Raw genomic sequence first — 24906 nt, forward strand, 5'->3', positions numbered from 1 at the left:
GCCGTTTTTTTGAGAGACGTCCATGTCCGCTCCCCTGTTGACCCTCTACCAACGGCTGCAGCGCTGGCCTGCCGGCAACTGGCTGTTCTCGCGCGCGGTGTGCTTCAAGGCGCCCTACTTCGCCAGCATCGCCCCGCGCATCACCCTGCTCGAAAACGGTCGCTGCGAAGGCCGCATCGCGCATCGCCGCAAGGTCACCAACCATATCGGCACCGTGCACGCGATCGCGCTGTGCAACCTGGCCGAGCTCACCGCCGGACTGATGGTGGATGCGTCGCTGCCCAGGGGCATGCGCTGGATCCCCAAGGGCATGGAGGTGACGTACCTGGCCAAGGCCACCGGAACCCTGCATGCCGTGGCCACGCCGGCCCAGCCCATCGTGGCCGCGGACGCCGGTTACGCGCTGCCGGTCCACGTGCAGGTGCGCGACGACGCCGGCACTCCGGTGTTCGACGCGCACATCCAGATGTGGGTGTCGCCGCTCAAGCGTTGATCGTTGCCACCGCGCCCCCCATCGAGGGGCCGGTGGCACCGGTCAGGCCGGCACCATCCACCACGCGGCCACGGCCAGCAGGGCCGGCACGGCCTGGATGAAGAAGATCCGCTTGTTCACGCTCCAGGCGCCGTAGCAGCCGGCCACGATCACGCAGCCGAGCATGAAGTTGACCAGCATCGGCAGGTGATCGAACACGCCCCAGAACAGGCCTGCGGCCAGGAAGCCGTTGTACAGGCCCTGGTTGGCCGCCAGCACGCGGGTGGTCTCGGCCTTCTCCGGCGTATTGCGGAAGGTCTTCAGGCCCAGCGGGCGCGTCCACAGGAACATTTCCAGGACCAGGAAGTACACGTGCAGCAAGGCGACCAGTAGGGTCAGGGAAAGTGCGGTCCAGTACATGGGCAGGCCTCGATGAGTTGAGCAGAGCTTACTCCGGCCGTTCGCCGGGCAGCTTCTTTTCTTCGCGCAGCAGGCCGAACGCGGCCGTGGTCATCGCAGCGGCCACCACCAGGCCGCCGACGAACACCGCGTGCGACCCGAACAGCGACAGCCCCTTGTGCACCCAGGCGAAGGTCAGGTCCGCGCCGCGGTACACCACGGTGTCGATCGCCGCGCCGGCCTTGTAGCGCCATTGGCGGTCCACACGGGTGAAGATCGTCTCGCGTGCGGGCTTGGCCAGCGAGAACTCGCTGGCGCGGGTCATGATCTGTACCAGCGCCACCAGCATCGGCAACGGCGAGGCGGCCAGCACCGAGAAGCCGACGATGATCGCAAAGCCGGGGATCAGCAGCGCCGGGGCGATGCCGTGGCGCGACAACAGCCAGCGGGTCAGGCCCAACTGCAGCAGCAGGGTGAGCGCATTGACCGCCAGGTCCACCCGCGAGAAGAACGCCGTGCTGGCCGCGGGGTCGGTGTACAGGCGGCGCACGATCGAGGCCTGCTCGTTGTACAGCAGCGTGCCGATGCCCACCCCGAACAGCACCAGCACCGCCAGCCAGCGCAGCAGCGGTTCGCGCGCGATCAGCTTCAGGCCGTCCAGCACGCTGCCGCCCATCGGGGTTTCGCCCGAGGCCAGCTGCTGCTCCTGCTCGCGCGCCACGGCCCACAGCCGCAGTCGCCAGATGCACCCCAGGCAGGCGGTGAGGAAGCCGGCCGAGACCAGCATCAGGTTGGCGATGCCGATCCGCTGCACCAGCGCCGAGGTGATGATCGGCCCCAGGAAGGCGCCCACGGTGCCGGCGGCACCGATGTAGCCGTACACCGCACGTGCCTGCGTGTTGGAGAACACGTCGGCCATGAAGCTCCAGAACACCGCGACCGCGAACAGGTTGAACACCGCCGCCCAGAAGAAGAACGCCATGCCGCGCCCGGGCACGCCGCTGTCGAACAGCAGATAGAACCCGAGCAGGCAAACGATGAAGAAGACGTACACCGCCGGCAGGAACACCCGCCGCGGATAGCGGCTGACCACCGCGCCGTACAGCGGTTGCAGCACCAGCATGATCAGGAACACGCAGGTGAACAGGACCTGCAGCACGAAGTCCTGCAGGGCGATGCCGTGCGCGCTGAACCAGTCGATCAGCCACGGCGGGAACACCGCGCTCGGGTCGGCCGACGCGGCCATCGCCTCGCGCACCGGGCGCAGCACGTAGTAGCCGCTGAGCAGGCAGAAGAAGTACAGGCACGCCCAGATCAGGGGCGGGGATTGCCGCAGCGCCCCGCGCAGTCCCGACCGCACCGGTGCCGGTGCTGCAGCACTCATCGCACCCACTCCCGGTTCGGGCGGCGTGACAACGGCGGCATCGTGGCAACTCCCGGCAGCAGAGCGCGCAAGGTAAACGATGCACCGCAACATCGCCAGCCTTTGCCGGCTCATCCGCGCAACGCAGCGTGGCCGCAATCCGGTCCCCGCTGCCGGCCGCCCTGCCCTATGCTCGCAGGGCACCGTTGGGGAGCGGTCCGTCTTAGAGGGGAACCATGTACGACTACATCATCGTGGGCGCCGGGTCGGCCGGGTGCGTGCTGGCCAACCGGCTCAGCGCCGACCCGCACTGCCGGGTGCTGCTGCTCGAAGCCGGGCCGCGCGACCGCAATCCCTTCATCCACATGCCGGCCGGCCTGGCCCGCCTGGTCAACAACCGGCGCATCAACTGGAACCTGGACACCGAGCCCGAGCCCGCCCTGGACGGGCGCCGCCTGTGGTGGCCGCGCGGCAAGGTGCTCGGCGGCTCCAGTTCGATCAATGCGATGTGCTACGTGCGCGGGGTGGCCGCCGATTACGACGGCTGGGCCGCCGCCGGAGCCACCGGCTGGGACTGGGCGCAGGTGCTGCCGTGGTTCGTGCGCAGCGAAGCCAACAGCCGCGGCGCCAGCGCGCTGCACGGCGATGCGGGGCCGCTGTCGGTGTCCGACCTGCGCCACCACAACCCCCTGTCCGACGCGTTCCTGGCGGCCGCCACGGAGGCCGGGCACGCCCGCAACGACGACTTCAACGGCACGCGGCAGCTCGGCGTGGGCCTGTACCAGGTCACCCAGCGCGATGGCGCGCGCTGTTCCAGCGCGACCGCGTACCTGCACCCCGCACGCGCGCGCCGCAACCTGACCGTGCTGACCGGCGCGCGTGCCACCGTGCTCAGCTTCCGTGGTGACACCGCGACGGGCGTGTACTATCGCCACGGTCGCCAGCACCGGCATGCCGCCGCCCGCAACGAAGTAATCCTCTGCGGCGGTGCGGTCCACTCCCCGCAGCTGTTGATGCTGTCCGGCGTCGGCGCGGCCAGGGCACTGCGCGGGCACGGCATCACCCCGCGCGCGGACCTGCCCGGGGTGGGGGGCAACCTGCAGGACCACCTGGACATCTGCACCCTGGTCCACACCCATCCCGGGGTGAGCTACGACCGCAGCAACCAGCTGCGCATCGCCATCGATTATTTCCTGCGCGGCCATCGCGGCGCCGGCACCAGCAACATCGCCGAAGCCGGCGGCTTCGCCCGCTCCGCGCTGGCCAGCGACGCACGCGCCGATGTGCAGTTCCACTTCGTGCCCGCCATGCTCGATGACCATGGCCGCCACCGCCTGCCCGGCGATGGCTACACCCTGCATGCCTGCGCGCTGCACCCGCGCAGCCGGGGTCGGATCCGCCTGCGCGACGCCGACCCGGCCTCGCCGCCGCGGATCGAGGCCAACTACCTGGGCGATCCCGAGGGCGTGGACCTGGCGATGATGAAGGAATGCGTGCGCATGTCCGCGGCGATCCTGGGCCAGCCCGCCTTCGACCGTTGGCGTGGCGCACCGATCTTTCCGCCCGGCGACACCCTGGACGATGCGGCCCTGGTCGCCTTCATCCGCGCCAAGGCCGAGTCCATCTACCACCCGGTCGGCACCTGCGCGATGGGCACCCATGCCGAGGCCGTGGTCGACCCGCAGCTGCGCGTGCACGGCCTGCGCCGGTTACGGGTGGTGGATGCCTCGGTAATGCCGACCCTGGTCAGCGGCAACACCAATGCCCCCACGATCATGCTGGCCGAACGCGCCGCGGCGTGGATCGTCGAGGCGGCCGCGAACGCCTGAACAGGGCTGCGCCAGCGGGCGCCGGCCGGACATGACCGGGTGATGCAAAAAGCGCGCCTTTTCAACCAGATACGCATTCATCTTCGCTTGGTTTGTGCAATCGGGAAAACCGGCGCTAGAATCCCCTACAGCAGTTGCGCACGGGCCCCAAACGATGAATCAGAACAGCAGGCGCCGACCGATCCGTTCGGCGGCAACCGGGTTGCTGGGCATGTTGATGCCCATCGCAATGTCTTCCACTGCCCAGACCCCCGCGTTCCCCGTCAACATCGAGAACGCCGCGGCGATCCCGCACACCCAACCGGCCGCGTATCGCGCCACGGCGGCCAACCCGCAGGTGCTGCCGCCGGCGCAGGGCTTCAACGTCGCCGCGATCGAATCGATGGCGCAGCAGCTCACCTATGGTGAGCGCGTGCCGGGCATGGCGGTGGCGATCGTCCAGGGCGGCCGCGTCCTCAGCGCGCGCGGTTACGGCGTGACCGACGTCAACAACCCGCAGATGGTCGATGCGCACACGGTGTTCCGCCTGGCGTCGCTGTCCAAGGCCTTCGCCGGCACCATGGCCGGCCTGCTGGTCAACGATGGCACGCTGCGCTGGGACAGCAAGGTCACCGACTACGTGCCCGGCTTCCAGCTGAGCACGCCGGAGGCAACCGAGCGCCTGACCGTGGCCGACCTGCTCAGCCACCGCGTTGGCCTGCCCTACAACGCCTACGACCGCGACGTGGAAGCCAACGCCGAGTACTACACCCTCACCCACAAGCTGGCCTCGACCTCGCTCAAGTGCCTGCCGGGCGATTGCTATGCGTACCAGAACGTGGCCTTCAGCCTGATCGGCGACGTCGTCTACGCCGCCTCCGGCAGCTTCTACGAGCAGTCGGTCGAGCGCCGCCTGTTCAAGCCGCTGGGCATGGACGATGCCAGCCTCGGCCTGGCCGGCATCCAGGCCAGTTCGCGCTGGGCCCGCCCGCACGTGCGCAGCCGCAATGGGTGGGTGTCGCTCAATCCCAAGCCCACCTACTACCGCCTCGCCCCCGCCGCCGGCGTCAACGCCAGTGCCAGCGACATGGCGCAATGGCTGCTGGCGCATACCGGCCACCGCCCCGACGTGCTGCCCGCCCCGCTGCTGGCCACGCTGCATTCGACCCTGATCAATACCCCGGGCGAAATGCGTTCGGGCTGGCGCCGCGAGCGCCTGCACTCGGCCGGCTATGCACTGGGCTGGCGCAACTTCGACTACGCCGGGCATGAAGTGGTCTTCCACGCCGGTGCCGTGCAGGGCTATCGCGGCCTGGTCGCGCTGGTGCCGGAGCGCGATCTCGGCATCGCCATCATGTGGAACGGCGAAAGCAGCCTGCCCAGCGGCCTGCTGCCGACCATCCTGGACCAGGCCATGGGCCTGCCGACCCAGCGCTGGCTGGACGTGGACACCGACTTCGGCAGCGACAGCCTGATGGCCGAAGACGGCGCACCGGCGACCAAGCGCAAGGGCGTGTCGTCCAACCGCGCGGTGGCCTCGCCGCGTTGATCGCGGGCCTGGCGTGAATCAAGGAGGCGGCCGCATGGCCGCCTTTTTTTGGTCCAACCGATCCGCCCGACGTGGGTCGTCTGCAGCGTCGGGGAGCGGCAGGCATTGCCGGGAGCCGGCCGACGGCCGGCACTGCCCGAAGCGCGGGGTAAGCACGGCAGCGGCAACGGCAGCGGCAGCGGCAACGGCAGCGGCAGCGGCAGCGGCAACGGCGACGGCAACGGCGACGGCAACGGCAACGGCAACGGCGACGGCAACGGCAACGGCGACGGCAACGGCAACGGCGACGGCAACGGCAACGGCGACGGCAACGGCAACGGCGACGGCAACGGCAACGGCAACGGCAACGGCAACGGCAACGGCAGCCGAGCGTGGCTCGGCTCTACCCTTCGCGTGCGCTACCGGGAGACTGTGCAGGGCATAAAAAAACCCCCTCCCCGCTGGGCTGCCAGGGAAGGGGGTTTCAGGTACGGCTATCGGGAACGACTTAGATCAGCGGTGCCGGGGTTGCCGGCAGGGCGACCGGAGCGGCCTTCTTCTTGCGAACGGCCGGCTTGCGCTTTGCGACCTTCTTCACCGCCTTCTTGGCGGCCGCCTTCTTGGCCGGCGCCTTGCGTGCGGTGGCCTTCTTCGCGGTGGCCTTCTTGGCTACCTTGCGGACGGCTTTCTTGGCGGTCTTCTTGGCAGCCTTCTTGGCCGTAGCCTTCTTGGCAACCTTGCGGACGGCCTTCTTCGCGGTCTTCTTGGCGGCGGCCTTCTTGGCGACCTTGCGGACCGCCTTCTTCGCCGTCTTCTTTACTGCCTTCTTCGCGGTCTTCTTGGCGGCGGCCTTCTTGGCGACCTTGCGGACTGCCTTCTTTGCCGTCTTCTTCACTGCCTTGCGGGCGGTCGCCTTCTTGGCTGCCTTCTTCACCGTCTTCTTGGCAGCCGCCTTCTTGGCTACCTTCTTGACGGCCTTCTTGGCAGCGGCTTTCTTGGCTACCTTCTTGACGGCCTTTTTGGCGGCCGGCTTTTTCTTCGCAGCTTTCTTGGTTGCCATGGGATGGCTCCTCGTCAGTGATCTATGGAGTTGAAACGCCCAGGTAAAGCAAACCCGCAGTGGGACATCGCGGGGACCGCCGTCGCGTCAAGCGCGTCGTGACGGATACAGGGATACCCACCGCAGGTGGCCGGGCAGGTATCGAATGGGAAGGGGCCTTGGAGTTCGCCGGGGGAAGCGACGCCATCTCCACCGTCTTCTGACGCGAGGTGGATGTCCAGGTTGTGCTTCGCGACTGGATGTCGATTCTGCTCACTCTGTTCGCAGCAAGGTCTGCTGTGGCGAAACCTAATCACGGTTTTTTTCACTGTCAACAACCCAGGCGAAAAATTTTCACATGGAGCGTCTCCGCGACAGCGTCCCCAACCCCGCTGCAAACGCCGTCGGCGGCGCGCCGCGACACCACGCACGCACCGCACCGGCACGCGGTGCGCAGCCCGCGCGAAAAGAAAACCGCTTAAAAGAAGCACTTTCGTATTTTCGGCACGCACGCGGCGCATGCGCGCCATCGCTCCCGCACGCGCGTTGGCCAACGCCCGAATGCCTACCCACACGGCACCCAAACGGACCCGAAAACTTTTCACATCTTCGATCGCTTTTTGACACCCGATTTGCGCAAATGCGCAAACTTTCTGACCGTCGCGACCGTTAGGTTCGCCCCTGCCGAAGACGCCGCGCGCACCGCGCGCGACCATCGCGCTGGCGTCCGATGCGCGCGCGGCGACACCCGGCGGCATGCTCATGACCACCGCGGACGCCGACCGAACGGTTGCGCATGAGCACGCCGACCGATCGCCAGCGGCGCGCATCGCGGTGGTTTTTCATCACGTACGCATAACAGCAGAAACGTGCGCGCCAGATCCAGGCGCGGAAGCACCGCCCGCTGTCGACCGCCGCGGCCGGCGCGCGGGCAAAAAAAAACGGCCGCACCAGGCGGCCGTTCCTTCGAGCAGGCGACGATCAGTGCTCGTCGTCTTCCAGCAGTTCGGCGTACTCGTCCGGGCCCAGCAGGTCGTTCAACTCGTCGTTCGCGGAGAACTCGACCACGTAGATCCAGCCTTCGCCGTACGCGTCTTCGTTGATGGTTTCCGGCTTGTCCGACAGCGCCGAATTGACCTCGACCACGGTGCCGGTGACCGGGCTGTACACGTCCGAGGCGGCCTTGACCGACTCGACCACGGCGGCCTGCTGGCCGGCCTTCACTTCGTCGCCCACCGCCGGCAGTTCGACGTACACCAGGTCGCCAAGCAGGCCCTGGGCGTGGTCGGAAATACCGACGGTGACGCGGCCATTGCCTTCGACACGTGCCCACTCATGGGACTTGAGGAATTTGAGGTCGCCGGGGATCTCGCTCATGGGACTGCTCCGAGGAATATCAGGGGTCAAGAAACGGGGGTAGTGTAACCAGCGGCGCCGACCACTGACAGGCCGGCGCCATGAAAAAATCAAGCCTCGACGAGCACGCCCGGCTGGGCCTGGCCGTCGCGCACGAACGGGAACTTCACCACGCGCACGGGCACCTGCTTGCCGCGGATGTCCACGTGCACCTGGCCCAGTTCACCGGCCGGCACACGCGCGAAGGCGATGCCCTTGCCCAGCGTGGGGGAGAACGTGCCGGACAGGATCTCGCCCTGGCCACTGGCGGTGAGTACCGCCTGGCCGTGGCGCAGCACGCCCTTCTCGTCCATCACCAGGCCGATCATCTGGCGTGCGTCGCCGGCCGCCTTCTGCGCTTCCAGCACGTCGCGGCCGATGAAGGGGCGGTCTTCGTCCAGCGCCACCGTCCAGGCCAGCGCCGCCTCGTACGGGGTGATCGCTTCGTCCATGTCCTGGCCATACAGGTTCATGCCGGCTTCCAGGCGCAGCGTGTCGCGCGCGCCCAGGCCCGCCGGGCGCACGCCGGCGGCGGCCAGCGCCGTCCAGAACGCGACCACGTCGGCCTGCGGCAGCAGGATCTCGAAACCGTCTTCGCCGGTGTAGCCGGTGCGCGCCACGAACAGCGGGGTGCCGCTGGCGGCGGTCGCCTCGAGCGCGGCGAAACGGCCGAGCTTTTCCAGCGCGGCGCGGTCGCCCTCGCCCACCAGGCCGATCACCTTGGCGCGCGCGGTCGGGCCCTGCACCGCGATGATGGCCAGGTCCTCGCGCTCGGTGACCTGCACGTCGAAGGCGGCGGCCTGCTCACGGATCCAGGCCAGGTCCTTCTCGCGGGTGGAGGCGTTGACCACCATGCGGAAGAAATCGTCGGCCAGGTAGTACACGATCAGGTCGTCGATGACCCCGCCGCGCGGATTGAGCATGCACGAGTACAGTGCCTTGCCGGTGGCCTTGAGCTTGTCCACCGAGTTGGCCAGCAGCGTGCGCAGGAACGGCTTGACCTGCGCGCCGCGCAGGTCGACCACGGTCATGTGGCTGACGTCGAACATGCCCGCGTCGCTGCGCACCAGGTGGTGCTCGTCCAGCTGCGAACCGTAGTGGATGGGCATGTCCCAGCCACCGAAATCGACCATCTTGGCGCCGAGCGCGCGGTGGGTGTCGTTGAGAAGCGTCTTCTGGGTCATGACCGTTTTTCCGGGGGAATGAAGGCAAGACAGCCATTATCCCAGAACCGTCTTCACAACGCCTGCGGCGTTGCGTCAGACCTGCTGCACCTTCAACGCCATGCCCTGCACCGCCACCACGCGCACCGCGCTGCCGGCCGGCAGGTCCGGCCCCTCCACCTGCCAGAACGCATCATCGACCTTGGCCCGGCCCTTGCCGGCGACGATGGCCTGGTCCAGTTCCACCACGCGGCCGATCAGCTGTTCGGCACGCCGGTTCAGCAATGGCGCATCGCTCTGCCGGTCGCGCCCGCGTCCCCAGCGCCGATAGCACTGGATGGACACCACGCTGAGCAGCACGAAGGCAACCACCTGCCACAGCAACGGAACATCGGCGACCACCGCCACCAGCACGAACACCGCCGCCGCACCGATCCCGATCCACAACATGAAGGCGCCCGGGGCCAGCGCCTCGGCGGCGAACAGGACCAGCGCCAGTGCGCCCCAGCCGACGACTTCCCAGCGCATCTCAGCCTCCCACCCGCGGCGGAACGGCGCGCGGGGTGCGCTTGTCTTCCTGCTTGGCAAACGCCTCGCGTGCCAGCTCGGCGACGCCGGCGATGGAGCCGATCACCCCGCTGGCCTCCATCGGCATCAGCACCAGCTTCTGGTTCGGCGAGGTCGCCAGTTCCTTGAACGCCTCCACGTACTTCTGCGCGATGAAGTAATTGATCGCCTGCACGTCGCCCTGGGCGATGGCTTCGGACACCATCCGGGTTGCATTGGCTTCGGCTTCGGCCGAGCGCTCGCGCGCCTCGGCATCGCGGAAGGCAGCCTCCTTGCGGCCCTCGGCTTCGAGCACGGTGGCCTGCTTCTCGCCTTCGGCGCGCAGGATCTCCGATTGCCGCGAGCCCTCCGCCTCCAGGATCTGCGCGCGCTTCTCGCGCTCGGCCTTCATCTGCCGCGCCATGGCATCGAGCAGGTCGCGCGGCGGCTGGATGTCGCGGATTTCGATCCGGTTGACCTTCACGCCCCACGGGTTGGTGGCGTGGTCGACCACGTTCAACAGCTTGGCGTTGATCACCTCGCGCTGGCTGAGCGATTCATCCAGGTCCATCGAACCGATCACGGTGCGGATGTTGGTCTGCACCAGGGCGATCATCGCCACCTCCAGCACGGACACCTCGTAGGCGGCCTTGGCCGCATCCAGCACCTGGAAGAACACCACCCCGTCCACGCGCACCGCGGCGTTGTCCTTGGTGATCACCTCCTGGCCGGGCACGTCCAGCACCTGTTCCATCATGTTCACCTTGCGCCCCACCCCGTACACGATGGGGATCAGGAAATGCAGGCCGGGCGACATCGTGTGGGTGTAGCGCCCGAAGCGCTCCACCGTCCACTCATACCCCTGCGGCACCATGCGCACCGCCTTGAACAGGATGACCACGGCCACGAAGGCCAGTACCAGCGAAAACAGCACGGTTGGAAACATCGAATCACTCCCTTGATGCCGGGCCGCGCCCGGGTGTGGCGTTGCTGCCGTTACAGCCGGATCCGGCCACGGAGGATGTCCCAGAACATCACCCAGTCGCCGGCGAAAGAATAGAACGGGTGCCTGAAGGTGGCCGGCCGGTTCTTCTCGAAAAAGATGTGGCCGACCCAGGCAAAGCCATAGCCGCAGACCAGTGCCGCCAGCAGCCAACGAGGTTGTCCGCGCACGAGCGCGAAGGCGACCAGCAGCAGGACCCCGCAGCTGCCGACAAAGCGCAGCCGTCGCGAGACGGCATGGCGGTGCTCGTCCAGATAGAAGGGGTAGAACTGGCGAAAGGTGGCGAAGCGGGACATGGCGCGCCCTGCGGAACCGGATGCACCCAGCATAGCGCGGGACACCCGGCAGTGCCGGCCGTTTGCCGGCTCCGCAGGCCGCCCGAGGCGCTGGGCGACGCTGCCCTGCTCAGGCGGGGCGCGGAGCGAACATGATCACCATCATCCCGGCCAGGCACAGGCCGACGCCGAGCAGGTCCCAGCGGCTGGGGCGGATCCCGTCCACCAGCCACAGCCACATCAATGCGGTGCCGATATAGACCCCGCCATAGGCGGCGTACACGCGGCCGCTGGCCGCCGGATGCAGGGTCAGCAACCAGGCGAACAGGGCCAGGCTGGCGGCCGCCGGCAGCAGCAGCCACGCGCTGCCGTCCCTGCGCAACCACAGCCACGGCAGGTAGCAGCCGACGATTTCAGCCACGGCGGTGAGGATGAACAGGAGCAGCGTATTCACGGCTTGGCTTCGTCGGCCTTGGCCTGTTGCCAGAGCTGTTCCTGCGCGTCCAGGTCCAGTGCGGCCATCGACTGCCCCGCGGCATCGGCCTGCGCTTCCATCGCGCGGAACCGACGCTCGAATTTGTGGTTGGCCTGGCGCAGCGCGGCGCCGACGTCGACCTTGGCATGGCGGGCCAGGTTGGCGCAGACGAACAACAGGTCGCCCAGCTCTTCCTGCAGCCGTGCGTGGTTGTCCGCCACCGGCCCGCGCGCGAATTCCGCTGCCACTTCGTCCAGCTCCTCGCGCACCTTGTCCATCACCGGCGCCGGGCCCGGCCAGTCGAAGCCGACCCGCGCCGCACGCGCCTGCAGCTTCACCGCACGCTGCCACTCGGGCAGCCCGCGCGCGATGCCGGCCAGCGCGGAGGTATCGGTGTGCCCCTTGGCCGCGCGTTCGGCGCGCTTGATCGCGTCCCAATTGGCGTTGACCGCTTCGGCACCGTCGACCGTTGCCTCGGCGAACACGTGCGGGTGCCGCCGCTGCATCTTGTCGCTGATCGAGCGGGCCACGTCGGCGAAGGCGAAAGCCTGCCGCTCGCTGGCCATCTGCGCATGGAACACCACCTGCAGCAGCAGGTCGCCCAGTTCGTCCTGCAGGTCATCCAGGTCGCCGCGGTCGATCGCGTCGGCGACCTCGTAGGCCTCTTCGATGGTGTACGGGGCGATGCTGGCGAAGTCCTGCTGCAGGTCCCAGGGGCAGCCCTGCTGCGGGTCGCGCAGCCGCGCCATGATGCCCAGCAGGCGTTCCAGTTCGGCAGTCGCGGACATCGGGGGCTCCTGGGCAGGCATCAGTCGGGCAACCAGTCGCGCCAGGGCAGGCGGGTGTCGCCGAGGGCGATGAAATCGCCGTTCAACAGCGTCTGCCGGCGGTTGTAGCGGAACGGTTTGCCGGTGGCTGCCGACAACACCGCGCCGCCGGCCGCGTGCAGCACGCACTGGCCGGCCGCGGTGTCCCATTCGGAGGTCGGACCGAGCCGGGGATACACGTCCAGGGTGCCATCGGCGATCCGGCAGAACTTCAGCGACGAGCCCTGCGCGACCAGCTCGATCTCGCCCATGCGGTCGAGCATCGCCTGGGTCTGCACGCTGCGGTGCGAGCGGCTGGCCGCGACCTTCAGCGGCGCGGTGGCCGGGGTGCGGGTGCGCAGCACCGAATCGTGCATGCCCTGGCGGCGGTAGGCCAGCTCGCCACGCATGGCGTGCCAGGCGATGCCGCTGACCGGCGCCAGGACCACGCCGAAGGCCGGCGCGCCCTGGTAGATCAGCGCGATGTTGACGCTGAATTCGTCGTTGCGCTTGACGAACTCACGGGTGCCATCGAGCGGATCCACCAGCCAGTAGGCGCCCCAGTGCTGGCGAACGTCCCACGGCACCTGTGCCGATTCCTCGGACAGGATCGGCAGGTCCGGGGTGAGCTGCTGCAGGCCGCGCTCGATCACCCGATTGGCGGCCAGGTCGGCGGCGGTCAGCGGGCTGTGGTCGGCCTTGATGTCCACCTCGAACGGCGTGGCGTAGACCGCCATGATCGCAGCGGCCGCATCCTGGGCGATGGCGATGACGGTTTCACGCAGGTCGGTGGTGAGCTTGATCATTCCCTGCCGCCCAGCCACTGCCGGGCGATGAACAGCGCCGCCAGTGAACGCCCTTCGGAGAAGTCCTCGCGCAGCATCAGCTGGTCCAGCTCGGCCAGCTTCCACGGCACTACGTCCAGTTCCTCCGGTTCGTCGCCGGGCAGGCGCTCGGGGTACAGGTCGCGCGCCACGACCAGCCATGACTGGTGGCTCATGTAGGTCGGGGCCAGGGTCATCGCGCGCAGCACGTCCAGGCGGCGGGCGCCGTAGCCGGCCTCTTCCTTCAGTTCGCGGTTGGCGGCCTGCACGGGGGTTTCGCCGGCGTCGATGCGGCCCTTGACCAGGCCCAGTTCGTAGCGGTGCACGCCGGCGGCGTACTCGCGCACCAGCAGCACGGTGTCCTCGTCCAGCATCGGCACCACCACCACCGCGCCATGGCCATGGCTGACCAGGCGCTCGAAGCGGCGGCGTTCGCCGTTGGAGAATTCCAGGTCCAGATGCTGGCGCTGGAACGGCCCGCTCTGCTCGTCCGTGACCTTGTGGATGATGGGCAGGCGACGGCTCATGCGAGCATCTCTAGAATGGGGACTGGTGAAAACGTCTTCATGAGCCCGAAATGCTAGCAGACCCAGCCCCCCTGACGCTGGCCGACCAGTGGCGCGATCGCGACCTGGCCGTGCTGTGGCACCCGTGCACGCAGATGCGGGAGCACCCCCAGACCCTGCCACTGATCCCGATTGCGCGGGGTGAAGGCCCGTGGCTGTTCGATCATGACGGCAAACGCTACCTGGATGCAGTGAGCAGCTGGTGGACCAACCTGTTCGGCCATGCGCAGCCGCGGATCGGCGCGGCCATCGCCCGGCAGGCCACCCAGCTGGAGCAGGTGATGCTGGCCGGGTTCAGCCATGAACCGGCGGTGCTGCTGGCCGAACGCCTGCTGGCGATCGCCCCGCGCCAGGCCGGGCGCGACCCGCTGGCCAAGGTGTTCTACGCCGACAATGGCTCGGCCGGGGTGGAAGTGGCCCTGAAGATGGCCTTCCACTACTTCCGCAACCGCGGCGAAGCCCACCGTACCCGCTTCGTGGCGCTGGAGAATGGCTACCACGGCGAGACCCTGGGCGCGCTGTCGGTGGGCGACATCCCGCTGTATCGCCGCGTATATGCGCCGCTGTTGACCGAGGCCTTGTTCGCGCCGTCGCCGGACGCCTACCTGGCCGAACCCGGGCAGAGCGCGGCGCAGCGTGCCCACCAGGCCGCGGACGCCCTGGCCACGCTGTTCGACCAGCACCCCGGGGAGATCTGCGCGGTGATCCTGGAACCGCGCCTGCAGTGCGCCGGCGGCATGCGCATGCACGACCCGGTCTACCTGCAGCGCGCCCGCGAGCTGTGCGACGCCAACGGCGCCTTCCTGATCGCCGACGAGATCGCCACCGGCTTCGGCCGCACCGGCACGATGTTCGCCTGCGAGCAGGCCGGCGTGATGCCCGACCTGCTGTGCCTGTCCAAGGGCCTGACCGGCGGCTTCCTGCCGCTGTCGGCGGTGCTGGCCACCCAGGCGTTGTACGACGCGTTCCTGGATGACTCGCGCGAGCGCGCCTTCCTGCATTCGCACAGCTACACCGGCAACCCGCTGGCCTGCGCGGCCGCGCTGGCGACGCTGGACATCTTCGCTGGCGACGACGTGATTGCGCGCAACCGCAGCACCGCCGAGGTGATGCGCACGCTGGCGGCGCCGTTCAACGACCATCCGCACGTGGCCGACGTACGCCAGGCCGGCATGGTGGTGGCCTTCGAACTGACCCGCAACGGCGACAAGCGCACCCCCTTCCCCGCCGCCGCGCGGGTGGGGCTGCACGCCTATACGGCCGCGCTCAAGCGTGGAGTGGTACTGCGGCCGCTGGGCAACGTGCTGTACTGGATGCCGCCGTACTGCGTGGAAGACGACCACCTGGACCTGCTGGCCCAGACCACCCTGGCCGCCATCGAGGAGGCCGTTGCATGCGCGTGACCCGGTGCCATGTCGACCACCCGCTGGCCGTCGGCCAGACCCTGCCGCTGCCCGAGGAAGCGGCCAACCACCTGGTGCGGGTGCTGCGTCTGCGCGAGGGCGACGGCTGCGTGCTGTTCAACGGCGATGGGCACGATTACCACGCCACCCTGGTGGTGGTGGGCAAGCGCGACGCGCAGGTCCGGATCGAGGCGGCGAGCGCGCTGGACAACGAATCGTCGCTGCACATCACGCTGCTGCAGGGCATCGCGCGCGGCGAGAAAATGGACCTGATCCTGCAGAAGGCCACCGAACTGGGCGTGGCCGCGATCGTGCCGGTCAACGCCGAACGCACCGAAGTGAAGCTCGATGCGGCGCGCGCCGAAAAGCGGCTGGCGCACTGGACCAGCGTGGTGGTGTCGGCGTGTGGTCAATCCGGGCGCGCGCGGGTGCCCAAGGTGGCGGCGCCGCGATCGCTGCTGGACGCCGCACGGCAGGTGCCGGCGGCCGCCCTCAAACTGACCCTGGACCCGCTCGGCGAGCATCGCCTGTCCACCCTGCCGCCGGCACCGGGTGGCGTGGTGATCGCCATCGGTCCGGAAGGTGGCTGGTCGCCACGCGACCGCCAGGCATTGGCCGAGGCCGGTTTCCAGGGCCTGCAGCTGGGGCCGCGCATCCTGCGTACCGAAACCGCCGGGTTGGCCGCGATCGCCGCCGTGCAGGCGCGACTGGGCGACCTGGGGTAAGCGGCAACGGCACCGGCAGCCACGCATGGCGTGGCGCTACTGGAGGGCCGAATCGTGTGCGTTCGGTGGGTATGGATCATTGATCGATACGGGCGCCGCGCCACATGCGGTGCCGACTTGCAGCAGAAGGCACGGGCGCCGAAGTGCGCCAGCACACCGATAAACATCGGGTGGAACAACCCCTTGAGTCAGGGGGCGCGCCGTCAGGCGCCGGAATCTGGAGGCATGTGACGGGGGGCCCACGATCTGCAACGCAGATCGTGGGAACCTTCGCGAACGCGAAGACTCACCCCGCGACCGGGTAGGCCTCGTCCAATGCCGCTTCCAGTGCATCCAGGTCGGGCAGCAGCGCGCTCTGTTCGCCGAGCAGCACGCGCATGTGCACGCCCTGCGGCAGGGTTTCTTCCGAGGCGTCGGCCAGCAGGCCGTCGCGCGGCACCGAGATCAGCTGCGGGAAGGTCTGGGTGAGCAGCGCGAAGTACGGGCGCTTGGCATTGCCCCCCAGCGCCTTGAGCACCACCACCTTGTTGTTGCTGGTGACCGGCTCGTCGCCAAGCCCGGACAGCCGCGCGAAGGACAGCAGCGGCACGTCCCAACCGTGCCAGGCGATCTGCCCGACCAGCCAGCCCGGCGCGTCGGGAACGGTCTGCACGGCGACCTTGGACATCATTTCAGCCACGGTGGCATTGGGCAGCAGCACGCGCTCGTGCCCGGCCTGGATCAATACCCCGCGGATTTCGTCGTTGCTGGCGTAGCTCATGGCGTGATTCCTGGAAGTGGTACGGCGCGCGCGATTACTCGCTCACGCCCCAACGTTCGACGATGCTCTGGGCCAGTTGCGGCGGCTCGCCCGCGTCCATTCCGGCGGCGACCACGGCATTGGCGGCGGTGGGGTCATAGCAGCCTTCACCGACCTGCCCGGCCACCCACGCACCGTCGGCGGCAAGCCCCAGCACCGCATCGACCAGGCTGGCATCGGCACCACTGAGCAGCACCACCGCGCTGTGCGCGGCCGGCAGCGCGCCCACCTGGACACCCTGCGCATCGGCCGTGAAGTACAGGCCCTGGTTGCGCACGGCCAGGCCGACGTCGTCCGGCAGGATGTAGGCGTTGCCGGGCTGCACCGGCAGCTCGGCCTCGGCCAGCAGCACCGGCAGCGCAGACACGCGCGCCATCTGCTTGACCAGGTTGCCGTAGCGGCCGCCATCCAGGCGCATGTGCACCAGCACCGGCGTGGCCAGCCCGTCGGGCAGGGCCGCCAGCAGGCGGCGCAGCGCATCGGGACCGCCGATACCGGCCAGTACCAGCACCGCACCCGCGGCGGCACCGTCGGCGGGGCGCTCGGCGTCCAGCTCGACCAGCGACAGCCGTGCCGTGTCGAAATCGGTCGGCGCCGGGGGCGGCTCGCGACCTGCGACGGGGATTGCCGGCGCCGGGGCGGCGGCGTCATCGTCGACCAGCGACCAGCTGCTGTGGTCGCCCAGCGGTATCGGCGGCGGTGCCATCGGCGGCGCGGCGGCCGGCGCCGGGGGCGGCTCGGCCGGCGCGCTGGGCGCCGGCTGCAACGCCGCCAGCGCTTCTTCCAGAGACATCGGTTCGCTCAGCGTACCCGGCGCCTGGTACAGGCCGTCGGCAGGCACCTCGCCCGCGGCGTCGAACGCCTCGCGGACATGGAATTCCAGCGGCGCGTCGGCATGCAACTGCGCCGGCGTGGTCGGCAGGCCCGGTTCGGGTTGCAGCAGGCCCTCCTGTTCCGACCCCGGCGGCAGCACGTCCAGGTGGCCGTGCAGCTTGGCCACCAGGTGGCGCGCCCAGCGCTGCGCCTCCCAGCCTTCGCGACGGGCGGCCAGTTCGGCCTCGTCGAAGATCAGGGTCAGCGACGGCGAACCCAGCACCGGGTCCAGCCGCTCCAGCGCATCCTCGATCGCCGGCTCCAGCGCGATCAGCACCGCACCCGGCGCCGCATCGCGCAGCACCTGCAGGTCCAGCGCGTTGGGATCCTCCTCCAGCACCAGGGTGGCGCCGGCCTGACCGAGCGCCTCGCGCAGGCGTTCACGGGCCGGACCGACCCGCGCCAGCAGCGCGACGGACAACAGTGAAGGCAGGTCAGTCGCGGACACGGGCGATCCCCAGCAGGTCGTACACGTTTCGCATCAGGTCCAGTTCCTGGTAAGGCTTGCCCAGGTAACGCTGGACACCGATTTCGAAGGCGCGCTGACGGTGCTTGTCGCCGCTGCGCGAGGTGATCATCACGATCGGCACGTCCTTGTAGCGCGGATCGGCGCGCATCGCGGTGGCCAGTTCATAGCCATCCATGCGCGGCATTTCGATGTCCAGCAGCATCAGGTCGGGCACGCGTTCTTCCAGGCGCTCCAGCGCTTCGATGCCGTCGCGGGCGACGGTCACTTCGAAGTTGTGGCGCTCCAGGATGCGGCCGGTGACCTTGCGCATGGTCAGCGAGTCGTCGACCACCATCACCACCGGCGCCTCGCGGTCGCTGACCTGGGTGGTCTCGGCGATCGGCTTGTGCGGGTTGGCGATGAAGCGGCGCACCAGCGGGGCCACGTCGAGGATGACCACGACCCGGCCATCACCGGTGATGGTCGCACCGTAGATACCCGGCACCGAGGCGATCTGCAGGCCGACCGGCTTGACCACGATTTCGCGGTTGCCGAGCACCTGGTCGATGGCCACGGCCACGCGCAGGTCGCCGGCGCGAACCAGCAGCAGCGGCACCTGGGCCTGGCCTTCGGCGCGGGCCTGGGCCTGGCCGATGAGCGTGCCCAGATCGTGCAACGCGAACTCTTCGCCGCCGTAGTGGTACCCGCCGTTGGCGGTCTCGAAGCGTTCGCGCGAGATCCGGCCGATACCGCTGACCGAGGCCACCGGCACGGCGAAGGTGGTCTCGCCGATCTGCACGAACACCGCCTGGGTGACCGCCAGCGTCTGCGGCAGGCGCAGGGTGAAGGTGACGCCCTGGCCGCGTACCGAGTGGATGTCCACCGAACCGCCGAGCTGGCGCACTTCGTTGTGGACCACGTCCATGCCCACGCCGCGGCCCGCCAGCTGGCTGACCTGGTCGGCGGTGCTGAACCCGGGCGAGAAGATCATCGCGTCCAGTTCGGCGTCGCCGAGCACCGCATCGGCCTGCACCAGGCCACGCTGTTCGGCACGGCGACGGATCGCCTCGCGGTCCAGCCCGGCGCCGTCGTCGGCCACTTCCAGCACGATTTCCGAGCCTTCGCGGCGCAGGCGGATGGCGATCTCGCCTTCTTCCGGCTTGCCAGCGGCGCGGCGCTGTTCCGGGGTCTCCAGGCCGTGCGCGACCGAGTTGCGCAGCATGTGCTCCAGCGGCGCGACCATGCGGTCGAGCACGTTGCGGTCCAGTTCGCCGTGGGTGCCTTCGAGGATGACGTGGACCTGCTTGCCGGTGTCCTGGCCGGCCTGGCGGACCACGCGGCGCAGGCGCGGCACCAGGCCGTCGAACGGCACCATGCGCGCGCGCATCAGGCCGTCCTGCAGTTCCGAGCTGACCCGCGACTGCTGTTGCAGCAGTACGTCGTACTGGCGCGACAGGTCATCCAGCACGCCCTGCAGGCCGCTCAAGTCGGCCGCCGATTCGTTCAGGGCGCGGCTGAGCTGCTGCAGGGTGGAGAAGCGATCCAGCTCGAGCGGGTCGAACTTGTGGTCGGCCTGGTCCTGTTCGCGCTGGTAGCGGGCGACGATCTGCGCCTCGGTTTCCAGATCCAGGCGGCGCAGCTGGTCGCGCAGACGCGCATTGGTACGGTCCAGTTCACCCATGGCGCCGCGGAAGGCACCGAGCTGCTGTTCCAGCCGCGAGCGGTAGATCGCCACTTCACCGGCATGGTTGACCAGGCGGTCGAGCAGGTCGGCGCGCACGCGCACCTGTTCCTGCTGCGGACGGGCCAGGCTGTCCTCGTCGGTGCTGCTTTCCAGCGGAACCGGGGCCGACAGCGGTGCGGCGGCGACGGCACGGTCGACCACCACCGGGGCGGTATCGACGGCGCCCTCGCTGTCATCGACAACCACGACCGGCTCGACCCGGCCCAAGGTGCGCCGGTCGAATGCAGCGATCAGGTCCTCGGGCATGGCCACGCTGCGGTGCTGGCCGGTGCGGGTGAGCATCTGGTGCAGGCGGTCGAAGCCGCGCTCCAGCAGATGCACGTCGCTGCGGTCGATGTCGGTGCGGTTGGCCGCGACCGCTTCGAGCAACGATTCGATGCCGTGGCCCAGGTCGCCGATCGGGTTGATCCCGGCCATGCGGGCGCCACCCTTGAGGGTGTGCAGGTCACGCTGCAGCCCGGCAATGACCTCGCGGTCGTTGGGGGCCGCACGCAGTTCGCTGATCAGGCCATCGCAATGGTCGAGCAGGTCCTTGCCTTCCTCCACGAAGATGTCGACCAGTTCCTGGTCGAGCACGCTGAAGTCCAGCGCGTCGGCGCCGTCGTCGTTGGCCTCGGCCTCATCGGTGTCGGCGTCGGCCTGGTGGTCGGCGGCGTCCGCGGCAGCCACGGCCAGCGCGTCGGCCCGGTCGTTGGCGGCCGGCAGCGAGGCCAGCGCCGCGCTTTCGGCGGCGGTGGCCAGCGGTGCGTCTTCCAGCTCGAAGAACGGCGCCGGTACCGCGGCGTCCAGGTCGGTGTCGCCCGCGTCCTCGACGAAGGCGTCGGCTTCGCTGCGGTGGTCCTGCGCGGCGTCACCGGCCTCCAGGCCCAGCACGTTGTCGCCGGCATCGTCGGTCTGAAGGGCGTCGACCACGGTCAGGCCGTCATCCAGCGCCTGCTGCTCGTCGACCACGTCGCCGAACGCCGGCGGCGGCGGCAGCGCGTCGTCCAGCGAGTGGGCCTCGCTGTCGGTGTCGAGCTCGACGTCCGCGAAGGACGGCTCGGCGACCAGCGGGGAGGTGTCCAACGCCGGCGTGTCCACGTCGGCTTGCGCCTCGGACAGCGTCGCCTCCGGCGTGCGCGCGGTTGGCGGGGTCTCCGCCTCGATCACCGGTGCGCCAGCGTCCGCCTCGGCGACCGGGGCGTCGGCACGCGGCGTGGCCGCCGCGTCGAAGAAGCGCGACAGGTCCTCGGCGTCGGTCAGCTCGATGCTTTCCAGGCCCGCCGCTGCGTCCGCCGGCGTCGCGCCGGAGTCGTCATGGGCCGGCTCAAGGTGGATGGCCTCGACGTCCATCGAGGCCAGTTCGATCGCCTCGAAGCGGGCCGGCTCGGTCGGCGCTTCGCTATCGAACGGCACGGACGGCAGTGCGTTGGCCGGCAGGTCGGCATCGAAATAGGCCGACAGGTCATCGCTGCCGGTCAATTCGCCCACCACCGCTGCGTCGGCGTCACGCGTGTCGAGCGCGATGGAATCCTCGGCCTCGACGGCCGCCAGTTCGATCACCGACAGGTCATCGGCCTCGATGTCTGCCTGCTGCAACCCGGCATCGGCACTGCCGTCGAGCAGCGCATCGCTGCCCTGCCCGTCTGCGTGCGCTTCCTCGCCTGCCAGGGTGTCCGCGGCGTCGCGCACGTCGAGCGCGAGGGAATCCTCAGCCTCGACGGTCGCCAGTTCGATCACCGACAGGTCATCGGCCTCGATGTCTGCCTGCTGCAGCCCGGCATCGGCGCTGCCGTCCAGCAGCGCATCGCTGCCCTGCCCGTCTGCGTGCGCTTCCTCGCCTGCCAGGGTGTCCGCGTCGTCCTCGTCCAGCGCCAGGTCATCATCGGCCACCAGCGCCGGCCAGCGCGCCTCGGGCAAGGTGTCGGCCAGTGCATGCAGGCGCGCGGCGAGCGCGGCCTGGACCGGAATGCGCGGCGATTCGGCCTGCAGCGCGTCCATGGTGGCGCTGATCGCCGCGGCGGTCGCCGACAGCGCCTGCACGCCATCGGCGTCGGGGGTGGCATCGGCGGCCAGCGAGCGCTTGATGAAGCTCTCGGCGCCACCGGTGACGGCGGTGATCTCCGGCACGTCGGTCATCGCGAACGCGCCATTCATGGTGTGCACGGCGCGCAGCAGCGCGTCGGTCACCGGCAGTGGCGCCACGCTGGCATCACGCAGCCATGCCTGCAGCGTCGCCTGGTGGGCGTCCACCTCGGCTTCCAGGATCTCGCGCAGCACCTCGTCGATGTTGGCCGGGGTGCCGCTGGCTTCCTCGACGACGGGCGCGTCGACGACCGGCGCCTCGACCACGGTCTCGACCGTATCCACCGGTGCGGCGACGACGGGCGTCGCGCGCTGCAGCGGCACATGGAAGGTTTCCTCCCCCGCCGCGACGCGGTCGGCGATGGCCTGCATGGCCTGCAGATCGGCGCTGACGCGGCCTTCGCCGCGCAGGGCCGCGTTGAGTTGCGGCAGCACCTCGTAGGCCTGGGTGACCATGGCCACCACCGCCGGCGAGGCCGGACGCGTGCCGTCGAGCACGCGGTTGAGCATGCCTTCGATCTTCCAGCTGAACTCGCCCAGCGTGCGTGCGCCGACCAGCCGGCCACTGCCCTTGAGGGTGTGGAACACGCGGCGGATCGGACGCAGCCGGTCCATGTTGTCCGGCGCGGCGCGCCAGACCGGCAACAGGTTGCCGAGGTTGACCAGTTCTTCGTCGAACTCTTCGATGAAGACCTCGCGGATGTCCTGGTCGATGTTCTCGCCATCGTCCTCGAAGCCCGCCTCGATGCTGCCGGCCACGTCCTGCGCGGCGGCCTCGGCCGCTACCGGCTCGGCTGCGGGCGACACCGACGACTCGGTGCTGAACTGCGCGGCGGCCGCATCGAGCTCGGCGAGGAAGCGGGCCGACTCGTCGTCCAGTTCGATCTTGCCGATCACCGCCGCATGCACCCCGGTGCTGCTGTGGGTGATGATCGGCGCCGCAGCCTGTGCGGTCGTGTCGATCTGTTCGGTTGCCTCGGCTGCCTCGATGGCGTCGAAGGCGTCGACGCTCTCGGTGGCGTCGGTCGGTTCGTCCGCGATGGCCTCGACGGCCTCGAGATGCTCGATCTCGATCGCATCAGCGGGTTCGGTCGGTTCGACCGTCCACGCGTCGGCATGCTCGATCCCGATCGATGCCACCGCGTCGTCGGGCTGGATCGCCAGCACGTCGCCACGGTCGGCCTGGGTCTCGCTGGCCTGGCTCTCGCTGGCCTGGCTCTCGCTGGCCTGGGTCTCGCGGGCCTCGCTGGCCTGCAGGAACGACGGCAGGCGCTGCACATCCAGCGCCGGCATGGCATCGCCCGAAGCGTCCATCACCTGCACCGTCGGGGCGTCATCCACCTGCAGCGAGAGCACGTCGCCGGCATTGTGCAGCGGCGCATCGAAGGTGAATTCGATCGGCTCGTCGCTGATCTCCAGCGCATCGTGTTCGGCGGCCACCGGGTCGAAGCCGCCGGCGAATGCGGCCGCTGCGACGGTCGGTTCGGCCAGCGGCTCGGCAGCGGTATCGGCCGGGGCGCCCGCATCGGCGTGGACCGCATCCAATGCGTCAAGCGCCGCATGCATCGGCGGCAGCGCGTCCCAGCGGGTTGCACTGCTGTCTTCGGCGATCACCGGATCGAAATGGCCAAAGGTGCCTGCGCCTTCGTCGCGGTCGGCGGCTTGCGACAGCGTCCACTGGGCGCTTTCCGGCGCGCTCGCGGTGGAGGCGGCGAACACCAGCGAGGAGGCGTCGGCGGCTGCCGGCAACGGGTCGAAGGTGATGTCCGGCAACGAGGGCGGCACGCTGCCCGGGGCCGGTGCGGCCGGCGTGACCGCGATGTCGACCAGGTCGGCCGACGGCGCTTCCCACGGGGCCAGCTCGATCGCTTCCGGCGCGACCGGCAGCGCTTCGGCGCTGGCATCGGCGGCAGCGGCATGCGCGTCGGGCAGCGGCCAGTAGCGCAACGTCTCCAGGCTGGTGCGGGTGATGTCGAGGATTTCCTCGCGGCCCGGGCGGCGTTCGCGCAGGGCTTCGAGGTAGTACTCCAGGCTGGCCATGGCATCGGCCAGCGTATCGAGCTGGCGACCGCTGGGCACGCGCTGGCGCCCGATCAGTTCCACCGCGATGTACTGGCGCACGCCCTGCAGGTAGTCGGCCGGGGTGGCCAGGTCGAGCATGCGCAGCGCGCCGGCGACCTCGCCGAGCAGGCGCGGCACTTCCTGCAGCTGCTGGTGGTTCCAGTTGGTTTCGATGAACGCGACGAAATGCTCGCGCGCCGCGGCGAAGTTGGCGATCGCTTCATGCGCCAGCACTTCCACCGTGCGCCGGTTCTCGACCGCACTCGGGTCGTCCTCGCCACTGCCGCCGGCGCCCAGGTGGGCGACCTGGTCGTCCAGCGAGGCGTCCACGTAGAGCAGCGCGCCGGCGATATCCAGCAGCAGGCCTTCATCGATCTGCTGCTGCCCATCGACCACGCCACGCAGCGCATCGCGCTGCTGCACGACCACGCCACGGGCAACGCCCAGGCCCATCATGCCCAGGGTGTCGGCGACCGCGCCCAGTTCATTGACCTGGGTCTGCAGCTGCACCGGCTCGCCGCCGGTGCGCAGGTGCAGGTCCAGCGCGTCCTTGATCCGCAGCAGTTCTTCCTTGACCGCATTGCCGACCGTGTCGAGCAGCTCGCGGTTGCGCCCGCTCAGGCTGCCGCGTGCATGGTCGAGCTCGGCCTCGGTGGCGCTGACGCTGTCCGGGGCGAAGGCGAACAGCACGCTTTCATTGATCCCCGGTGCGGCGCGTGCCGAGCGGATGTCGTTGAGCAGCGGCAGCAGCACGATCGGGATGTCGCGGTGGCCGTTCTGCAGGCGCTCGAGATAGTCGGGCAGCAACACGCTGCCGCGCATCAGGGTGGCGCAGGCTTCGTCGCGGTCGGGCACCTGGCCGGCGCCGATGGCATTGGCCAGCTGCTCCATCTCCTCGGCCACCATCGCCGGGGCGTACAGCTCCACCATGCGCAAGGTGCCCTGCACCTGGTGCAGGTACCCGGCGCAGAAGCGCATGCGGCTGCCGTCGGCAGGGTCTTCCACGTAGTACTCGACCTCGTTGCGCACCTGGCGCAGGGTCTCGTCCAGCTCCGGCTTGACCCAGCCCAGGGCAGCGTGGCTCATGGCATCGCGCAGCGTGCTCATGCCGAAACTCCCGGCAGGTG

At 69.3% G+C, this 24906-nt stretch carries 20 protein-coding genes; 5 read left to right on the forward strand and 15 right to left on the reverse strand.

Features of this window, described 5'->3' with window-relative positions:
- The first annotated feature begins 22 nt into the window (after positions 1 to 22).
- Complete coding sequence (locus AC1DGC_RS03545; RefSeq protein ID WP_478047226.1) at positions 23 to 493, forward strand: hotdog fold domain-containing protein; 471 nt, start codon at positions 23 to 25, stop codon at positions 491 to 493.
- A gap of 42 nt (positions 494 to 535) precedes the next feature.
- Here AC1DGC_RS03545 and AC1DGC_RS03550 read toward each other — a convergent pair whose 3' ends face one another.
- Both AC1DGC_RS03550 and AC1DGC_RS03555 read right to left on the reverse strand, forming a co-directional pair.
- On the reverse strand, positions 536 to 892 hold the full coding sequence (locus AC1DGC_RS03550; RefSeq protein ID WP_394161084.1) for a DUF1304 domain-containing protein: 357 nt from the start codon (positions 890 to 892) through the stop codon (positions 536 to 538).
- Between the two features lie 28 nt (positions 893 to 920).
- The gene (locus AC1DGC_RS03555) at positions 921 to 2255 is read right to left on the reverse strand and encodes an NTP/NDP exchange transporter (protein ID WP_259206253.1); all 1335 of its coding nucleotides are present in this window, start codon (positions 2253 to 2255) and stop codon (positions 921 to 923) included.
- Positions 2256 to 2470: 215 nt separating this feature from the next.
- Here AC1DGC_RS03555 and AC1DGC_RS03560 point away from each other — a divergent pair, with 215 nt between their 5' ends.
- Both AC1DGC_RS03560 and AC1DGC_RS03565 read left to right on the forward strand, forming a co-directional pair.
- On the forward strand, positions 2471 to 4063 hold the full coding sequence (locus AC1DGC_RS03560; RefSeq protein WP_478047227.1) for a GMC family oxidoreductase: 1593 nt from the start codon (positions 2471 to 2473) through the stop codon (positions 4061 to 4063).
- 154 nt (positions 4064 to 4217) lie between these two features.
- Positions 4218 to 5591 carry a serine hydrolase domain-containing protein gene (locus AC1DGC_RS03565; RefSeq protein ID WP_259206255.1) on the forward strand — a complete coding sequence of 458 codons (1374 nt, stop codon included), beginning with the start codon at positions 4218 to 4220 and terminating at the stop codon, positions 5589 to 5591.
- A gap of 487 nt (positions 5592 to 6078) precedes the next feature.
- Here the strand turns inward: AC1DGC_RS03565 and AC1DGC_RS03570 are convergent, their stop codons facing one another.
- The 10 genes from AC1DGC_RS03570 to nudE form a co-directional block, all read right to left on the reverse strand.
- Positions 6079 to 6630: a histone gene (locus tag AC1DGC_RS03570; RefSeq protein ID WP_128097885.1), complete on the reverse strand. Its 552-nt coding sequence runs from the start codon at positions 6628 to 6630 to the stop codon at positions 6079 to 6081.
- Between the two features lie 960 nt (positions 6631 to 7590).
- Complete coding sequence (gene gcvH / locus AC1DGC_RS03575; protein WP_259206262.1) at positions 7591 to 7986, reverse strand: glycine cleavage system protein GcvH; 396 nt, start codon at positions 7984 to 7986, stop codon at positions 7591 to 7593.
- Between the two features lie 89 nt (positions 7987 to 8075).
- Entirely contained in the window at positions 8076 to 9188 is a 1113-nt protein-coding gene (gene gcvT / locus AC1DGC_RS03580; RefSeq protein WP_259206264.1) for a glycine cleavage system aminomethyltransferase GcvT, read from the reverse strand.
- A gap of 75 nt (positions 9189 to 9263) precedes the next feature.
- On the reverse strand, positions 9264 to 9695 hold the full coding sequence (locus AC1DGC_RS03585) for an NfeD family protein (protein ID WP_259206267.1): 432 nt from the start codon (positions 9693 to 9695) through the stop codon (positions 9264 to 9266).
- Position 9696: 1 nt separating this feature from the next.
- Entirely contained in the window at positions 9697 to 10659 is a 963-nt protein-coding gene (locus tag AC1DGC_RS03590; RefSeq protein WP_259206269.1) for an SPFH domain-containing protein, read from the reverse strand.
- Positions 10660 to 10709: 50 nt separating this feature from the next.
- Positions 10710 to 11012 carry an Mpo1-like protein gene (locus AC1DGC_RS03595; RefSeq protein ID WP_478047228.1) on the reverse strand — a complete coding sequence of 101 codons (303 nt, stop codon included), beginning with the start codon at positions 11010 to 11012 and terminating at the stop codon, positions 10710 to 10712.
- Between the two features lie 109 nt (positions 11013 to 11121).
- Positions 11122 to 11445, reverse strand: coding sequence for a YnfA family protein (locus AC1DGC_RS03600; RefSeq protein WP_259206272.1), 324 nt, complete (start codon positions 11443 to 11445; stop codon positions 11122 to 11124).
- On the reverse strand, positions 11442 to 12254 hold the full coding sequence (gene mazG, locus AC1DGC_RS03605) for a nucleoside triphosphate pyrophosphohydrolase (protein WP_478047229.1): 813 nt from the start codon (positions 12252 to 12254) through the stop codon (positions 11442 to 11444). Before mazG ends, AC1DGC_RS03600 begins: the two co-directional genes overlap by 4 nt.
- 20 nt (positions 12255 to 12274) lie before the next feature.
- Positions 12275 to 13078, reverse strand: a complete 804-nt coding sequence (gene cysQ / locus AC1DGC_RS03610; RefSeq protein WP_259206274.1) for a 3'(2'),5'-bisphosphate nucleotidase CysQ — start codon at positions 13076 to 13078, stop codon at positions 12275 to 12277.
- Positions 13075 to 13623 carry an ADP compounds hydrolase NudE gene (gene nudE / locus AC1DGC_RS03615; RefSeq protein ID WP_259206275.1) on the reverse strand — a complete coding sequence of 183 codons (549 nt, stop codon included), beginning with the start codon at positions 13621 to 13623 and terminating at the stop codon, positions 13075 to 13077. Before nudE ends, cysQ begins: the two co-directional genes overlap by 4 nt.
- Before the next feature lie 50 nt (positions 13624 to 13673).
- Between nudE and bioA the strand changes: the two genes are divergently transcribed.
- Together bioA and AC1DGC_RS03625 are read left to right on the forward strand one after the other, a co-directional pair.
- Positions 13674 to 15065: an adenosylmethionine--8-amino-7-oxononanoate transaminase gene (gene bioA, locus AC1DGC_RS03620; RefSeq protein WP_259206276.1), complete on the forward strand. Its 1392-nt coding sequence runs from the start codon at positions 13674 to 13676 to the stop codon at positions 15063 to 15065.
- Entirely contained in the window at positions 15056 to 15790 is a 735-nt protein-coding gene (locus AC1DGC_RS03625; protein ID WP_478047230.1) for a 16S rRNA (uracil(1498)-N(3))-methyltransferase, read from the forward strand. The genes bioA and AC1DGC_RS03625 overlap by 10 nt, the downstream gene beginning before the upstream one ends.
- A 286-nt stretch (positions 15791 to 16076) precedes the next feature.
- Here the strand turns inward: AC1DGC_RS03625 and AC1DGC_RS03630 are convergent, their stop codons facing one another.
- The 3 genes from AC1DGC_RS03630 to AC1DGC_RS03640 are packed head-to-tail and all read right to left on the reverse strand — an operon-like array spanning position 16077 to position 24886.
- On the reverse strand, positions 16077 to 16550 hold the full coding sequence (locus AC1DGC_RS03630; RefSeq protein ID WP_259206278.1) for a chemotaxis protein CheW: 474 nt from the start codon (positions 16548 to 16550) through the stop codon (positions 16077 to 16079).
- Positions 16551 to 16584: 34 nt separating this feature from the next.
- Positions 16585 to 17910 (reverse strand): chemotaxis protein CheB, encoded by a 1326-nt coding sequence (locus AC1DGC_RS03635; RefSeq protein WP_449335896.1) that lies wholly within the window; start codon positions 17908 to 17910, stop codon positions 16585 to 16587.
- On the reverse strand, positions 17897 to 24886 hold the full coding sequence (locus AC1DGC_RS03640) for a hybrid sensor histidine kinase/response regulator (protein ID WP_478047231.1): 6990 nt from the start codon (positions 24884 to 24886) through the stop codon (positions 17897 to 17899). The genes AC1DGC_RS03635 and AC1DGC_RS03640 overlap by 14 nt, the downstream gene beginning before the upstream one ends.
- Positions 24887 to 24906 lie beyond the last annotated feature (20 nt).

Source organism: Stenotrophomonas sp. 05N37, from assembly GCF_056397365.1.

What these genes read in the sequence shown, in the direction of transcription:
- AC1DGC_RS03545 (WP_478047226.1), top strand. Translation starts at nt 23, where the DNA reads ATGTCCGCTCCCCTGTTGACCCTCTACCAACGGCTGCAGCGCTGGCCT.
- AC1DGC_RS03550 (WP_394161084.1), bottom strand. Translation starts at nt 892, where the DNA reads ATGTACTGGACCGCACTTTCCCTGACCCTACTGGTCGCCTTGCTGCAC.
- AC1DGC_RS03555 (WP_259206253.1), bottom strand. Translation starts at nt 2,255, where the DNA reads ATGAGTGCTGCAGCACCGGCACCGGTGCGGTCGGGACTGCGCGGGGCG.
- AC1DGC_RS03560 (WP_478047227.1), top strand. Translation starts at nt 2,471, where the DNA reads ATGTACGACTACATCATCGTGGGCGCCGGGTCGGCCGGGTGCGTGCTG.
- AC1DGC_RS03565 (WP_259206255.1), top strand. Translation starts at nt 4,218, where the DNA reads ATGAATCAGAACAGCAGGCGCCGACCGATCCGTTCGGCGGCAACCGGG.
- AC1DGC_RS03570 (WP_128097885.1), bottom strand. Translation starts at nt 6,630, where the DNA reads ATGGCAACCAAGAAAGCTGCGAAGAAAAAGCCGGCCGCCAAAAAGGCC.
- gcvH (WP_259206262.1), bottom strand. Translation starts at nt 7,986, where the DNA reads ATGAGCGAGATCCCCGGCGACCTCAAATTCCTCAAGTCCCATGAGTGG.
- gcvT (WP_259206264.1), bottom strand. Translation starts at nt 9,188, where the DNA reads ATGACCCAGAAGACGCTTCTCAACGACACCCACCGCGCGCTCGGCGCC.
- AC1DGC_RS03585 (WP_259206267.1), bottom strand. Translation starts at nt 9,695, where the DNA reads ATGCGCTGGGAAGTCGTCGGCTGGGGCGCACTGGCGCTGGTCCTGTTC.
- AC1DGC_RS03590 (WP_259206269.1), bottom strand. Translation starts at nt 10,659, where the DNA reads ATGTTTCCAACCGTGCTGTTTTCGCTGGTACTGGCCTTCGTGGCCGTG.
- AC1DGC_RS03595 (WP_478047228.1), bottom strand. Translation starts at nt 11,012, where the DNA reads ATGTCCCGCTTCGCCACCTTTCGCCAGTTCTACCCCTTCTATCTGGAC.
- mazG (WP_478047229.1), bottom strand. Translation starts at nt 12,254, where the DNA reads ATGTCCGCGACTGCCGAACTGGAACGCCTGCTGGGCATCATGGCGCGG.
- cysQ (WP_259206274.1), bottom strand. Translation starts at nt 13,078, where the DNA reads ATGATCAAGCTCACCACCGACCTGCGTGAAACCGTCATCGCCATCGCC.
- nudE (WP_259206275.1), bottom strand. Translation starts at nt 13,623, where the DNA reads ATGAGCCGTCGCCTGCCCATCATCCACAAGGTCACGGACGAGCAGAGC.
- bioA (WP_259206276.1), top strand. Translation starts at nt 13,674, where the DNA reads ATGCTAGCAGACCCAGCCCCCCTGACGCTGGCCGACCAGTGGCGCGAT.
- AC1DGC_RS03625 (WP_478047230.1), top strand. Translation starts at nt 15,056, where the DNA reads ATGCGCGTGACCCGGTGCCATGTCGACCACCCGCTGGCCGTCGGCCAG.
- AC1DGC_RS03630 (WP_259206278.1), bottom strand. Translation starts at nt 16,550, where the DNA reads ATGAGCTACGCCAGCAACGACGAAATCCGCGGGGTATTGATCCAGGCC.
- AC1DGC_RS03640 (WP_478047231.1), bottom strand. Translation starts at nt 24,886, where the DNA reads ATGAGCACGCTGCGCGATGCCATGAGCCACGCTGCCCTGGGCTGGGTC.